This is a genomic window from Bacillus cereus group sp. MYBK222-1 (assembly GCF_051916425.1).
GTDB lineage: Bacteria > Bacillota > Bacilli > Bacillales > Bacillaceae_G > Bacillus_A > Bacillus_A paranthracis.
In genome coordinates, this window is sequence record NZ_JBQAGP010000007.1 from 134,581 (window position 1) to 150,074 (window position 15,494).

Here is a 15,494-nt window from a genome sequence, read left to right on the forward strand (position 1 = left end):
CACAGCTTCACTTATTATTTCGCACTCACAATCTTATAATAAGAACGAACTGTTAAGAAGTAATATCCGATATAAATAGCGCCGTATACTCCAATACTAATTAGGAGTGGGATCATGATTTCATACGGTAATATGTTCCCTAAACCTTTTAGTGCAAACAAGCTGTGCAAAATTCCGATTACTAACGGAATAGCGAAGATAAAGCTTACTTGTTTTGCGATAGCTTTCTTCATTTCTTGCTTCGTTACACCAACTTTATGAAGGACAATGTAACGATCACGGTCAGCACTTGCTTCTGTTAATTGTTTAAAGTAAATGATTGAGCCTGTCGCTAATAGGAAGACTAATCCTAAGAATAACCCAATAAACATCATTAAGCCTGTCGTTTCAAGCCCCATTTGGAATCCTGTATAGAAATCGTTAAATGGTTTTAAAACTTCTGATTCACCAGCTGGCATAACGCTTGCTAATTTCGCGGTTAACTCTTTACTATTTCGCTCACCTTTTACATCAATATTTTTTACAGTGCGCGTTTCGTTTACTTGTTTCGCCTGCTCATATGTTTGATCTGGAACGATTACAAATAATTCATTTAAGTTTGTAACACTTCTACTATTTACACCTTTAATCTTTAACTCTTTCGATTCATTTCCAACAGGGAATACAGCTGTATTTCCTGTGTAAAGAGGACCAAAATCAAGTGTTTCAATATATAAGCTATCATATACAAAAGCTTCATTCGCACTTAAATTTACAGGTTCTATATCTAAATGTTTCGCGATTGTATTAAAGTTTGATTGAGAAATAAGCTGGTACTGCTTCGTCACATTATAGTGTGTGTTCAGAACTTGATCCGCTCTTTCACCTTTAAATGTTCCTTTCACAGGAATCATTTCAACTTCTGATTCATATGTGACTGGATGATTATTCTTTTCTCCAGCAAGTATTTCATTTACTTTTTTATCTAATGCTGCATCTTTTTTCTCATAGGAATAACTATACGGCGCAGCAACTTTTGATTGCGTAAATGTGTTGTAATACATCGTAACTGACGTACCAACCGCCGTTAATGTTACTGCACTTAAAATAGCGATTGTCGCCAGTGATTTCGCATTTCCTTTAATGCGATAGAGTAACTGTGATGTCGTTACCATATTCATACCGTTATAAAACGCTGATTTATTATTTCTCGCACGTTTCAATATAAATACTGTGAAGAACATGAACAATAAATAAGTTCCTGCTACTGTCGCTAATAAAATGTATAATGCAACGACCATAAAGTCTGCATACATAACTGCTTTCATGTACATTAGCGCTAAGAAATAACCTGAACCGATTAAGAAAACTGAAATGAATGCCATAATAACAGATCCTTTTGGCAGTGCTTCTCCTTCACGTTCTGCACGGAAAAGTTCAATTAGCTTGAATCGATAAATTAAACGATATCCTTGAAGTGATGTATATAAAATAATCACAAAGAAAATAATTGCTGTATCAATAATGGCAGCCATCGGTACTTCAAAATGAACATTTAAATTTAATCCCATCATATTTACTAATAACTCAAGGAATAATTTTGAAAGGACACTACCAATCGCAATCCCGATAATTAAAGACATTAACCCCATTAACATATTTTCATAAAAGAGCATTTTACCAATTTGTCTTTTACGAATACCTAATAAGGAATAGAGTCCAACTTCTTTTTTACGTTTTCTTGTAAAGAAACCGTTCGAATATATAATAAACACCGCTACGAAAATAATAAGCATCACACTGGAAACTTGGAATGCCCCGCTAATTTTTTTAGAAGCTTCCGCTGCTTTTTCCATTTGTGAATTATATTGCAGTGCTTTAAATGTAAAGTAAATAACGATACTAAAAATCATTGATGCAAAATATACAAAGTAGTCTTTAAAGTTCCGCTGTATGTTGCGGAGGGCAATGCTAGATAAGGTCATCAGCCATACCTCCGGAAATAGAAGACATTACATCAACGACTTGTTGGAAGAACTGTTTACGCGTTAACTCGCCGCGGTGCAATTCTTTATATAACTCACCATCTTTAATGAAAATAACTCGTTTACAGTAACTTGCCGCAAACGCATCGTGCGTTACCATTAAAATTGTAGAATTATCATATTCATTTAGCGACTTCATACTTTCAAGTAAATCTGTCGCTGATTTCGAATCAAGTGCTCCCGTTGGCTCGTCCCCGAAAATCATACTTGGATTTGTAACGATTGCACGTGATGCCGCACATCTTTGCTTCTGTCCACCAGATACTTGATATGGGAACTGACTTAAAATATGATCAATACCGAATTTCTTTGAGATTTCAAGAACGCGGCGATCAATCTCACTCGCTTTCACCTTTGATAACGCAAGAGGTAACGCAATGTTCTCTTTTACAGTTAACGTATCTAATAAGTTATAATCTTGGAAAATGAAACCTAAATGATCGCGGCGGAATAACGCTAATTTATCATCATTCATTTTCACAATATCTTTTCCATCAATTAAAATTTCACCGTTCGTCGCATTATCAATTGTAGAAAGAACGTTTAGTAAAGTCGTCTTACCAGAACCAGAAGGTCCCATAATTCCAACGAACTCACCTTCTTTTACTTGTAAGTTAATACCTTTTAACGCTGCAAATTTATTACCACCCGTGTCATATACTTTTTCAATATTTTTTGCTTCTAACACTGTTTTCATCTCGACATCCCTCATTTCATCTATTCTCTATTTTCACTATATACATTCTCTACTTTTTCCACTATCGATGTTTCTTACACAAACATGACAGTTATGTAAGACCAGTAAGCAAAGAAATCAAAATTTAACCTAATGAATCAAAGTACTTTGTTACTATAACATTGGGGTATCATGCCATCCATTCATTCTCCTTACAGGAACATTACAATTTTGTAAGGTACAAAATGTACCCTACAAAGTTGTGCACGAAATGTCGGATGGAGCTATTTCGTTCCTGCTATTCTATGTACAGAGGAGGTCATCATATGGATTCACTTAAAAATATGAATGCTGCAATGCACTATATTGAAAACAACCTAACAAATGAAATTAATTTTAAAGAAGTTGCGAAGCTAGCTTACTGCTCGGAATATCATTTCAAAAGAATGTTTTCTTTTCTAGCTGGCATATCACTATCAGAATATATTCGTTGTAGACGTCTGACTCTCGCTGCTTTTGAACTAAAAAATAGCGATGCAAAAGTCATTGATGTAGCTATCAAATATGGGTACAACTCACCAGATTCTTTTGCGCGTGCCTTTCAGAATTTGCACGGCATAACACCTTCAGAGGCCCGAAATAGTAGTCATTCCCTAAAAGCCTATTCACCAATGACCTTCCAATTATCCATCCAAGGAGGAAATGAAATGAATTATCGAATTGAAGAAAAAGAACCATTTCGAATTATAGGTATTACAAAACGCGTACCGATTGTATTTAACGGTGTAAATGAAGAAATTGCTTCTATGTGGAAAAGTTTAAATCCAGATGTCATTCAAACTTTAAAGTCACTTTCAAATATGGAACCTACTGGAATTATTAGTACTTCTACTAACTTTTCTGAAGGAAGAATGGAGGAAAAAGGAGAACTTGATCACTATATTGGCGTAGCCACAATGAAAGATTGCCCAGAGCAATTTGCGCAACTTGAAGTTGCAGCTTCAACGTGGGCTATATTTGAAGCTGTTGGTCCATTTCCGGATGCACTACAAAATGTATGGGGACGCATTTATTCCGAATGGTTTCCTTCCTCAAACTATGAACTAGCGGAAGGACCGGAAATATTATGGAATGAACAGAAAGATATATCTTCTCCAAACTTTAAAAGTGAAATCTGGATACCGGTTTTGAGGAAATAAAAAATAAAGCTGCTTTTCCTTTTAAGGAAAAGCAGCTTTATTTTACATTTTTAGTTCTTTTTTATAAGCGACATAGGAATACACCATCGTACCAACAACCAATACAGCAACAACACTTAACAAACTAATCACTTTCCACATTCCCGGAAGAAACGCGGAAAATATGATTACAATACCGCCAATCATCATAATCTTTGCCCCTAACCTATGTGTTTTTCTCCATACTTCCTCATTACTTAACGTCCACGGCGTTTTAATACCTATGAAGAAATTTGGTTTACATTGCTGCATATAATTGCCGAGTACAATAAAGAGTATACCGAGCATTATGTTCACAACAATTGCAATAGGAATGTTGTATCCTAAAGCATTTGCGAGTGCCATGATATTATTAGCAAATAAGAATAATAAAATAGCTCCATTCATCATCATATATGCTTTCGAAAACTTGCCGTAATTCGCATATCTCGTATCTAATTTAGGTAAAACAATTGCTAAAATATATATAAATAACATAACTGCAACATCCAAAATCATCATGCCCATCTTCGACATATGTCCATCTACTTCACCCGAGACATTTATATGGCTCGGAACCTCTCCTGGTAAATAAGGCCACGCGACGCACCATGCAATAATCGTTAAAGCAATTAACAATAACGGAAATATATGCTTCCTCATTTCCCCTCTTCCCCCTTATTCGTAAATGTAAACACCCAAGTCAATAAATCTTGAAAGACCGTTGTGTTTAAAGAGTACATAACGAATTGCCCTTTCTTTTCATCTTGAATAAGTTCAGCATTTTTAAGTGCGTTTAAGTGGTGTGAAATACTTGGTTTTGTCATATTGAAATGTTCAGCGATCTCACCAGCGGTTAGATCACCTTCTTTTAATAAGTCTAAAATTTTTCGCCTTGTTGGATCTGCTAATGCTTTGAATGCTTGATTCAATGTCTTTCTTCCTTTCACTAATTAGACATTTAGATATTTATCTAAATGTTAAAACAATTACTATCATTTATCAATTATATCCAGCGTCCTTTTTACTTTTTACGCTTTTTCCCTATACTGTTTATTAGCTTATCTTTCAACATAATGAAAAGACTTGAAACACATGATACACTATATCTACAATTGTTTTTTTAGGAGGAATATACATATGTATAAAATTTTAATCGTTGAAGACGATCCAAATATTTCATCATTACTACAATCTCACATTCAAAAATATGGCTATGAAGCTGTTGTTGCAGAGAATTTCGATGATATTATGGAATCGTTTAACGCTGTGAAACCACATCTTGTTTTACTTGATGTAAACTTACCAAAATTCGATGGGTTCTACTGGTGCCGCCAAATTCGTCATGAATCTACTTGTCCAATTATTTTCATTTCAGCTCGTGCTGGTGAGATGGAACAAATTATGGCGATTGAAAGCGGTGCGGATGATTATATTACAAAACCGTTCCACTACGACGTTGTAATGGCGAAAATTAAAGGTCAATTACGCCGTATTTACGGTGATTATGCACCAAATATTTCTGAACGTATCGTTGAAGTAGAAGGATTAAAACTATTCCCAGAACGTCCTGAAATTCACTTCGGATCTGAGCAAGTTCTTTTAACGAAGAAAGAAGCCATTTTAGCAGAAATGTTATTATCTAAATTCCCTCGTACAGCGAGCCGTGAAGATTTATTAGCTGCGCTTTGGGATGACGAGAGCTTCGTTGAAGAAAATACATTAAACGTAAACATTACGCGTCTTCGTAAAAAGTTCAATGAGCTTGGTATTGAAAATGCTATTGAAACAGTGCGCGGACTTGGGTATCGTTTTAACGCAACTTGGAGTGAATAAGCATGAAGCTATTTTTACGTGATCATTTTGCATTTTTTCTACTGTACGTATTAAACTTCGGTATCATTTTCGTTCTGTATGATGCAGTAGATGGATTTCAAAATAATAAATTTTACTTCGTCGTTTTAAGCTTATACTTATTTATTTGTTTCCTCGCTTACCGTTACGTTCGTAATCGTAGAATGTACCATAGATTAAGTGAACAACCAGAAAAAATGGAAGATGCATTTATTGAAAGAGCAACTGCTCCGATGCCTCACGGTGTAAATGAACTCGTGCGCACGCAGTATCGTCTATTCCAAAAAGAACTACAATCGTACGAAGTAAAACAACAAGAACATCAATTATTCATTAACCACTGGGTGCATCAAATGAAAACGCCCGTTTCTGTTATGCAACTTATGGTACTCGAAATGGAAGATGAACATTTAATTCCGAAATTCAAAAAAGAATTAGAACGTCTAAACCAAGGGCTTGATATGGCTTTATACATGGCAAGGTTAAATAACTTCCATGAAGACTTCCATGTTGAGACGATTTCATTAAAAGATACGGTAACAAAAAATATTAATGGATTAAAAGAACTATTTATCCGAAACGGAGTCTTCCCTGTTTTAGAAGTTCATTCTGATTTACAGGTTGCTTCTGATGCGAAATGGCTAAAATTTATCATCTATCAGTTAATGACAAATGCCGTTCGTTACTCTGGTGAGCGCGGAAAGAAAGTATTCTTATCCGCTTATCGAAACGGAAAAGATATTATTTTAGAAGTTCGTGATGAAGGTGTTGGTATTCCGCAAGAAGATATTCGACGAGTATTCGAACCGTTTTACACTGGGAAAAATGGTCGTACATTCGGAGAATCTACTGGTATGGGACTTTATATCGTAAGTAAAATTTGTGATTATTTAGGTCACTCTGTCAAACTAGATTCTGAAGTTGGGAAAGGAACGACGATTAAAATCATCTTCCACAACGCTGCAAATAATCAATCAGAACATACGGAGAAGGTGACCGAAGCATGATCGTGACATATGCAAGCAAAATGTATGAGAACTCACTCTCATACATTTTTTGCAATAAAACTACTTCTATATCTTCTAATCGGAGGTATAATTTATGACATTTTGGCAATTTGCATTTAAAAACGTCACGCGCAACTCGAGAGCTTATTTTGCTTACTTTGTAAGTAGTTCTTTTTCGATTGCCGTTTTCTTTTCATTTGCTGTTTACTTATTCCATCCGAAATTACAAAACTTTGGCACGGTCTCTGAAATTTCAGGATTAATGATATTTTCAGAAGTAGTAATTGTATTTTTCTCTTTCTTCTTTTTACTATATTCCATTGGCACTTTTTTAAAAGTTAGAAAAAAACAATTCGGCGTTTTGACCGTTTTAGGAATATCGAGAAAACAATTACACCGTCTCGTCTTCATGGAAAATATGTTAATCGGTATTTTATCTATCTTTTTCGGCATGCAGTTTGGACTTGTATTTTCACAATTTTTCTTATTAGTGACAGCAAAAATTACGCACGTACCAGGCATATATTTATACTTACCTATTAACGCTTTTATTTTAACGACAATCGTCTTCCTTAGTCTTTTTATCGTTGTATCTACGTTGACACCGATGCTCATTCGTACAAAAAAAGCGGTACACCTTTTAAAAATAAATAGTAAAAAACGAAAAGAAAGAAAACCGTCCATACTTATTTCTTTATTTGGTGTGATTTGTTTATTTGGTGGCTATGCGTTAGCTGGAAATCCTAAATATTTCGTATCAGTAAGCCCACAAATAGGTGTTATATATATGGTTTCAAGTATTTTCGTCATTCCAACGCTCGTTACAATCGGAACATATTTCTTCTTTTCACAAATTAGTTTCTTACTTATTCATATTTTAAAGAAAAGAAGAAAATTTTATATGAAACGTATTAATATGCTTTGGATTTCTGATTTAGCAAACCGTATTCGAACGAATATTAATATGCTTTTTATTGTAGCAATGCTATCTACTATCGCTTTCACAATGATTACGTTCCTATATGGGTTCGGAAAATTTATTAAGCTAGACGTTAATCGAACTTCGCCTTTCCCAATTTCTTATTTTTCTTATGATGCGAATCCTTTTGTTACAGAGCATTTAAATTGGCTTGAGCAACAATTAAAAAAAGAGCATTTTCCTTATGAGAAAATAACAGCTGATATGTATGAAACACCGCTAGAAGAAGATAAAGGTATAGCTATTTATAATGACGTATACGCAATTAAGCAAAGTGACTATAACAAACTTGCGAATTCTTTACGAATGAAACAACTATTTATAAATGATAACGAGGCATATGTTTTAACGGGGACGTCTTATATCACTATATTCAATGAATTTGAGCAAAGCTATAAAAGAGATTACATTACACTCTCTAGTACAAATACGAAATTAAAAGTAAAAGGCTATGAACAGATCCATGCAATTCCATCTGACTTTTCATATCAAACGATCGTTTTGCCTGATATTGTTGTGAACAACTTACCTAACTCGGTAAAGCATATATCGGCATATAATTATAAAATTCAAAATTGGGAACAGACATATGAAATTGCTGATACTTTTATAGAAAAAGTGCAAAAAGATCGCAACAACTCCCAATATGAAGGGACTCTTATTCGACTATTTGAATCAGCAGGATCGTTATACAGAATAACATCTGGTAGTGCTGCATACTTCCTAATTGGAACATTTTTAGGAGTTATTTTCTTCATTGGAGCCGGTAGCGTTCTTTACTTTAGAATGTATACAGATTTGACGAACGAACAAGAGAAATATATAACGATTTCTAAAATCGGTGTAACAGGTGCAGAGATGAAACGATCTGCAACCATACAACTTAGTATTTTATTTTTCGTTCCGTACATTATGGCATCCATTCATACAATGTTCGCAACGAAAATGCTACAAGATGTAATTGGCTTATCTTTGTTCAAAGAAGTTTCAGCCGTTCTTATTATTTTTGGATTCGTTGAAATTGTATTTTTCTTATTCATTCGCTCACTTTATATGCAGAAGTTATCACAATATACTAATACACATTAAAAAGGTTATTACATGAAAAAGGTGGGATCTCTTCCCTCCTTTTTCATGCCCATTATATTAGGAGGTTTAGGTGAATGACATTTTGGCAGTTTGCATTTAAAAACGTCACAAGGAACGCCAGAGCTTATTTCGCCTATTTTGTAAGCAGCGCGTTTTCTATTGCAATTTTTTTCTCATTTGCAGTTTACTTATTTCATCCTAAATTGCATATGACAGATGTAAATGTTGCTCTGAACATATTAATGACAATTTCAGAAATTGTCATCGTATTCTTTTCATTTTTCTTTTTACTATATTCAATCGGTACTTTCTTAAAAGTGCGAAAAAAGCAATTTGGGATTTTAACAGTACTTGGCATATCCCAAAAACAATTAAAGAGACTCGTATTTCTAGAAAACATGCTAATTGGTGTTCTTTCCATCTTTTTCGGCATTCAACTTGGACTTGTTTTCTCGCAGTTCTTTTTATTAGTTACCGCCAAGATTACACATGTTCCTGGTTTATATTTATATTGGCCAACAGCTGCCATTATTTTAACTATGATCATTTTTCTAGGACTCTTCATTCTCGTCTCATCGTTTACGCCGATGCTCATTCGGACGAGAAAGGCTGTACGTCTTTTAAAAGAAGGAACAAAACAAAAAGAAAGAAAAGCATCTGTGCTCATCTCTCTATTTGGTGCGATATGTTTAATATCTGGATACGTGCTAGCAGCCAATCCGCTATATTTCATGTCGCTCGGCGACGTAGTTGGGCTTTTGTACGCCGTCACCAGTATATTTCTCATTCCGTCACTTGTTACAGCTGGAACATACTTTTTCTTTTCACAAATTAGTTTTTTACTCATTCGTATATTAAAAACGCGAAGAACATTTTATATGAAGCGAATTAATATGCTTTGGATTTCTGATTTGGCAGCGCGCATTCGGACAAACATTAACATGCTCTTTATTGTAGCGATGCTATCAACACTTGCTTTTACTATGATTACATTCTTATATGGATTTGGTAAATTTATGAAGTTCGATAAAGTAAGAGAAAACCCTTTTCCTTTTACATATTTATCACATACTGAAAATACGTTGGCGGATGAACATTTAAACTGGTTAGAACAAAAATTTAATGAAGAGCACTTTACTTATACAAAATTTAAAACGGATATATATGAAGTATCTTCAGCTGAAAATAACACGCAGCTCTATTATGCCATTAAGCAAAGTGACTATAATGTACTTGCTAAAGCTTTAAATTGGGAGACACTCACGGTAAATAAGAATGAATCTTATATTCTTATGAAAGACTTAGATGATCAAGTTATTGGAACGCTTCACAATAAAGACAAGAAAAATACTCTTACACTTACGCAAAACAATTTACAACTACAAGTGAAAGAATATAAAAGTTATAATCCATTCCCAAATCGCTTAATATACCAATTGCTCATACTATCTGATGAAAATGTAGAAGCATTATCCACTGTTTCAAAACAGATGAGTGTATATAGCTTTAAAGTTAAGGACTGGGAAAAAGCTAATAACATCGGCGCGGTATTCATAGACAAAATTAATACCGACGGGAACAACATTCAAGCAGAACACCCGCCTTTCCATGCAAGTGAAGCGAGCGATTCTCTATACACAACAAAACAAAATGTCGCTTCGTTCTTCTTAATTGGTACTTTCTTAGGTGTTATTTTCTTTATTGGTGCTGGCAGTGTTCTTTACTTCAGGATGCATACAGATTTAACAAATGAACAAGAAAAGTATGTAACGATTACAAAAATTGGTTTAACAGAAGCCGAAATGAAACGATCTGCTACAATTCAACTTGCGATTCTATTCTTTGTCCCGTACATTATGGCATCAATTCATACGATGTTTGCGACAAAGATGCTGCAAGAAGTTTTACATCTCTCGTTCTTCGCTGAGATTACAGTCGTACTGATGATTTTTGGAACAGTTGAAATTTTATTTTTCCTTTTAATTCGTTCCTTCTATATGCAAAAATTATCACACCATATTAAGTTTTAAAGGATAGAAAGGTGATTATTATGGAAGAAGTGTTACACATTAAAAATGTCTCAAAAGTGTATGAAGGAAAGGTCCCTCATACTGCTTTAAAAAATATAAATTTACATGTAGATAAAGGTGAATTCGTTGCGATTATGGGACCATCTGGTAGCGGTAAATCTACATTTTTAAACGTTATTTCTACCATTGATTCTCCGACTGCTGGTGATGTCGTGATTAATGGAAAAAAACCGCACACATTTCGTAGAGAGAAGTTAGCTATTTTCCGCCGCCAAGAGCTAGGATTTGTTTTCCAAAACTTTAACCTACTAGATACACTAACAATCGGTGAAAATATCGTACTACCTTTAACATTAGATAATGTTCCTTTAAAAGAAATGGATGAAAAGCTTGATAACATTTCAAAGAAACTTGGAATTGATCATATTTTAGACAAGCGTATCTTTGAAGTGTCAGGAGGACAAGCACAGCGTACCGCAGTAGCACGTGCTGTTATTCATCATCCTTCACTTTTACTTGCCGATGAACCGACAGGAAATTTAGATTCAAAAGCGGCAATTGACGTGATGGAACTATTTACGAAATTGAACAAAGAAGAAGATGCAACAATTTTAATGGTTACGCACGATCCATTCGCAGCAAGTTATTGTAACCGCGTCATTTTCATTAAAGATGGCGAACTTTACAATGAACTACACCGCGGATTGTACCGTGAGAAATTTTATCAAGAAATATTAGATGTTTTAGCATTACTAGGAGGAAGACGTGGATGACATTTTGGCAATTCGCATTTAAAAATGTCTCCCGTAATTCAAAAGCATATTTCGCCTACTTTGTAAGTAGTGCGTTTTCTATCATGGTTTTCTTTTCATTTACTGTATACGCGTATCATCCGCGGTTACAAAGTGTACAAAGTTTCCAAGAACGTGATCCTCTAATGAACTTAGCTAGTACAGCGCAGTTGGTTATCGTTATGTTCTCGTTCTTCTTTCTCTTATATTCAATTGGAACATTTTTAAATGTACGGAAGCAGCAATTTGGCGTTTTAACTGTTCTCGGTATATCTCAAAAACAATTAAAACGTCTTTTGTTTACTGAAAATATGATCATTGGAATGCTTGCTATCTTTGCAGGTATTCAAGGCGGTCTTGTTTTCTCTAACTTTTTCTTACTCGTTACTTCTAAATTAACAAGTGCAAAAGGCCTCTATTTATATTGGCCAACAGAAGCTATTATCGTTACAACCGTAACTTTTATTATTTTATTTTTCATCGTATCTACGTTTACACCAATGTTTATTCGTACTCGAAAAACAACGCAGCTTATTAAGGGAGTTAACAAAGAGAAGAGCGAAAAAAGACCATCTATACTCATTTCACTATTTGCTTTAACTTGTCTAGGACTATGTTATTATATTGCCGGTTATCCGCAAGGCTACATAACAGAAAAAAATGCCCAAAATGGATCTGTATTCTTAATTATGTTATCTATTTTACCGCTTGTAGTAATTGGGACGTATTTATTTTTTTCACAAACATTTCTTCTCTTTATCTATATTTTAAAGAAACGAAGAAAGTTTTATTTGAAACAAATAAATATGTTATGGATTTCAGATTTAGTTTCTCGTACCCGCAGTAATATTAATGTACTCTTTATCGTTTCTATGCTATCTGCACTTGCATTTACGATTATTATCGGGTTATTTGCTGCAAACAATCATACGAAAGCACCCATACTAGAACGATATCCTATACCATTCACCTATACATCAGAAGGTATTAATGTATTTGAACAAAAGCATATTACTACGATTGAAACTGAACTTACAAATGCTAATTTTCAATATGACAAATATAAATTTACCGTTTTAAAAGATACAGCTTCAAAAGAATCAATTGCCATTATGAAAATGAGTGATTATAACGCAATAGCAAAGCAATTAAACAGGCCAGAAATCACTCTCGAATCTTCACAAGTTTATAATATTTCTCGCTATTCACCAGCGTTATTAAATCTCGTATCTAACCCATTTGCGAAGCAGGGCACGATTACACTTGGCTCTAATAAAAAGGAATTTCAAATTAAAGGTTTTATTAATAGAGGAATTGAGCCCCCCTTTGCATTACCTCACTTAATAGTGATTCGAGATGAAGTAATTGAAAATATGGTTCCTCATATTGAAACAATTACAGTTTATAACTACTTCGTGGAGAATTGGGAAAATGCAATTGTCCCAACAAAAAATATATTAAAAAGCTTAAATCATGATGAAGAAACTTTGTATGAAGCACATAAGGGTGAAGAAGATTTCATTAAACCATTTCATATTTATACAGCTACGGATGAACTGGTTCATAGTAAAGGAAATGCAGTTGCTCAATTCTTTATTTGGGCATTTCTCGGCTTTATTTTCTTTATCGGTGCAGCTAGTGTTTTATACTTCCGTATGTATAACGACTTAACGAATGAAAAACAAAAATATATTACGATTACAAAGCTTGGATTAACTGAGTCAGAAATGTTTCGCTCCGCAACGATTCAATTAGGAATTTTATTTTTCGTCCCTTACATTGTTGCTGGTGTTCATACATTATTTGCGGTTAAGTTTTTACAAAGCATGCTCGCTTTTTCTTTACTAAAAGAGCTATTAATTGTACTCACTTTCTTTGGGATTATCGAGATTATTTTCTTCTTCTTAATCCGATCTCTGTACATTAATAAATTATCACAACACATAAAAATATGAATAAAATGGCCTTGTGCGTATTGCACAAGGCCATTTTCAATAGTTTTTAATTAGCAGCAATATCCGCCGTAGCCACCATATCCGTAGCCGCCGTAACCGCCATAACCACAACCGCCTCCGCCACCGAAGCAGCTAGCACCGATGATAATTAATAAAATAAACAATACGATTAGAAGCGCAAAACCGCCTCCGCACCCATGTCTGCGGTTACAATCATCATGTCTGTGTTCACACTTTTCGCTCATTACTCTATTCCTCCTTTAGTATCATTCATAACAAGTTCACCTTGCTCTAAATGAGGGGATTCCATTTATATTATGTTTTCAGGGCGAATAGGAAGCTTGGCTTGCTTAAAAACGGGCTTGTTTTAGGAATTGGGCTTGATCAATAGGCGAATTACCCTTATCAAGATGTAAGCATAAAGCATTTGACATACTTCTAATTTCTTACTAAAATTTAATTGAACGACCAATCAATTTTTTGATTATACATTCAAATTATACAAATCAGGAGTTGAATAGCGTGACTGATTCTTTTATTGCAGAGGCTAGACGTGAACAAATTATTCTTGCATGTATTGATACATTAGAAGAAGTTGGATATAACAACTTAAGCTTAACGAAGGTAGCAAAAAAAGCTAAGATTAGCACTGGACTTATTTCTTATCATTTTAACGATAAGCTTTATCTTATGAATCGGACATTACAATTTTTAGTTGATAAACAACATGAATTTATTAGCAATCGAGTACTATTAGCCCAATCTGAAATAAACAAACTAGAGGCTTTTATTGAAGCACATTTGGCTTATCAAGAAACTCATTACAACAATAATATTGCCTTAATTGAGATTGTCTTTAATGCAAGAAATGAAGAGAATATTCCTTATTACAGAATCGAAGACGACGAAGAAGACGATGTTATTAGAACGATGTTATTAGATATTTTGAAGACTGGTCAACAAAATGGAGTCTTTTCTAACTCTTTCCAAATTGACACATTGGCTTCATTTATTTTAGGAGCAATCGAAGAAAGGATGCTAAAGGCGAATTCATCTATATCTATAGAAAATTACTCAGATGAGCTCATAAAAATGGTGAAGAAACTCACTATTTAAATGCCCTGATTTTGAAAAAATATATATTTAGAAAGGATGAACTACAAATGAAAAAGGTATCTGTTATTGGATTAGGTTTTTTAGAAAAATTACTTGCTATAGTAAGTCCAATCCTTTTAGGCGTTATTGGATATTTTTCACCTAAATTAATAGAGATTATAAAAAAGATTCCTCTCTTTTCTGATTCAAAAATTATAGAACTTTTACATTCTATTAACCCTTTCTGGCTTCCAATTATCCTCATGTCAATTGGCGCTATTGCAGGGATTTTATTTTCTTTAATTATTTATAGTGAAGCTTTAAAGATGAAAATCAATTCAGAAGGTATTCATATGAGTAAAGATGAGCAAGAAAAACAAATTACAAAGACGAATGTAAAAGTCGTTTTTGTAGAGAATCGTCAAGTGGTGGTCATTGATCAAGAAGACCGAGAATGGCTACGTGAAACATCTGATATAAATCCACGTAAAATTAAAGATATTTTCTTGCTGCACGGTTTTCCATGGGTGGAACAAGATCCTTATAAACAGGACTATAGTCTATGGAAATTAGAGGATGGGCGATTTAGTAAAAGTGTAAATACAATTTTATATAAAAGACGAAATGCCCTTCGAGAAGGAAACTCGAAAAAAAAGAAGCATTTACGCAAAGATTTGAATGAGCTAGGAGTCTTTGTCAAAGACGATGGAGAAGATCAGTATGTCCGTTCCATTAAGTAATAGAGCGATAGAAAGCACAAAAAAACGAATAAAGCAC

Annotated in this window: 14 protein-coding genes; 9 read left to right on the plus strand and 5 right to left on the minus strand. The window is 34.1% G+C overall.

What is annotated here, in order from left to right:
* Positions 1-14: 14 nt before the first annotated feature.
* Positions 15-1,964 carry an ABC transporter permease gene (locus ACTFR9_RS23250; protein WP_229136280.1) on the minus strand — a complete coding sequence of 650 codons (1,950 nt, stop codon included), beginning with the start codon at positions 1,962-1,964 and terminating at the stop codon, positions 15-17.
* Positions 1,951-2,721: an ABC transporter ATP-binding protein gene (locus ACTFR9_RS23255; protein WP_000859654.1), complete on the minus strand. Its 771-nt coding sequence runs from the start codon at positions 2,719-2,721 to the stop codon at positions 1,951-1,953. The genes ACTFR9_RS23250 and ACTFR9_RS23255 overlap by 14 nt, the downstream gene beginning before the upstream one ends.
* Positions 2,722-3,026: 305 nt before the next feature.
* On the opposite strand from ACTFR9_RS23255, the gene ACTFR9_RS23260 reads away from it, so the two are divergent.
* The gene (locus ACTFR9_RS23260; RefSeq protein ID WP_000377686.1) at positions 3,027-3,899 is read left to right on the plus strand and encodes an AraC family transcriptional regulator; all 873 of its coding nucleotides are present in this window, start codon (positions 3,027-3,029) and stop codon (positions 3,897-3,899) included.
* 42 nt (positions 3,900-3,941) lie between these two features.
* On the opposite strand, the gene ACTFR9_RS23265 is transcribed toward ACTFR9_RS23260, so the two are convergent.
* Positions 3,942-4,580 carry an SdpI family protein gene (locus ACTFR9_RS23265; RefSeq protein ID WP_001225511.1) on the minus strand — a complete coding sequence of 213 codons (639 nt, stop codon included), beginning with the start codon at positions 4,578-4,580 and terminating at the stop codon, positions 3,942-3,944.
* A complete protein-coding gene (locus ACTFR9_RS23270; RefSeq protein WP_001070523.1) occupies positions 4,577-4,849 on the minus strand; it encodes an autorepressor SdpR family transcription factor in 273 nt (90 codons plus the stop codon). The genes ACTFR9_RS23265 and ACTFR9_RS23270 overlap by 4 nt, the downstream gene beginning before the upstream one ends.
* A gap of 208 nt (positions 4,850-5,057) precedes the next feature.
* On the opposite strand from ACTFR9_RS23270, the gene ACTFR9_RS23275 reads away from it, so the two are divergent.
* The 6 genes from ACTFR9_RS23275 (at position 5,058) to ACTFR9_RS23300 (ending at position 13,622) form a co-directional block, all read left to right on the plus strand.
* Entirely contained in the window at positions 5,058-5,753 is a 696-nt protein-coding gene (locus ACTFR9_RS23275; protein WP_000276737.1) for a response regulator transcription factor, read from the plus strand.
* Positions 5,754-5,755: 2 nt separating this feature from the next.
* Positions 5,756-6,778 (plus strand): sensor histidine kinase, encoded by a 1,023-nt coding sequence (locus ACTFR9_RS23280; protein WP_000765352.1) that lies wholly within the window; start codon positions 5,756-5,758, stop codon positions 6,776-6,778.
* 94 nt (positions 6,779-6,872) lie between these two features.
* Positions 6,873-8,846, plus strand: a complete 1,974-nt coding sequence (locus tag ACTFR9_RS23285) for an FtsX-like permease family protein (protein WP_000145071.1) — start codon at positions 6,873-6,875, stop codon at positions 8,844-8,846.
* Between the two features lie 74 nt (positions 8,847-8,920).
* The gene (locus ACTFR9_RS23290) at positions 8,921-10,876 is read left to right on the plus strand and encodes an ABC transporter permease (RefSeq protein WP_229136281.1); all 1,956 of its coding nucleotides are present in this window, start codon (positions 8,921-8,923) and stop codon (positions 10,874-10,876) included.
* Between the two features lie 20 nt (positions 10,877-10,896).
* Entirely contained in the window at positions 10,897-11,649 is a 753-nt protein-coding gene (locus ACTFR9_RS23295) for an ABC transporter ATP-binding protein (protein ID WP_000393244.1), read from the plus strand.
* Positions 11,646-13,622, plus strand: a complete 1,977-nt coding sequence (locus ACTFR9_RS23300) for an FtsX-like permease family protein (RefSeq protein WP_000144964.1) — start codon at positions 11,646-11,648, stop codon at positions 13,620-13,622. Before ACTFR9_RS23295 ends, ACTFR9_RS23300 begins: the two co-directional genes overlap by 4 nt.
* A 50-nt stretch (positions 13,623-13,672) precedes the next feature.
* Here ACTFR9_RS23300 and ACTFR9_RS23305 read toward each other — a convergent pair whose 3' ends face one another.
* Positions 13,673-13,867, minus strand: a complete 195-nt coding sequence (locus tag ACTFR9_RS23305; protein WP_001290395.1) for a YjcZ family sporulation protein — start codon at positions 13,865-13,867, stop codon at positions 13,673-13,675.
* A 277-nt stretch (positions 13,868-14,144) separates the two neighbouring features.
* On the opposite strand from ACTFR9_RS23305, the gene ACTFR9_RS23310 reads away from it, so the two are divergent.
* Both ACTFR9_RS23310 and ACTFR9_RS23315 read left to right on the plus strand, forming a co-directional pair.
* Complete coding sequence (locus ACTFR9_RS23310) at positions 14,145-14,738, plus strand: TetR/AcrR family transcriptional regulator (RefSeq protein WP_000132252.1); 594 nt, start codon at positions 14,145-14,147, stop codon at positions 14,736-14,738.
* A 47-nt stretch (positions 14,739-14,785) separates the two neighbouring features.
* Positions 14,786-15,457 (plus strand): YqeB family protein, encoded by a 672-nt coding sequence (locus ACTFR9_RS23315; protein ID WP_229136282.1) that lies wholly within the window; start codon positions 14,786-14,788, stop codon positions 15,455-15,457.
* The last annotated feature ends 37 nt before the right edge of the window (positions 15,458-15,494 follow it).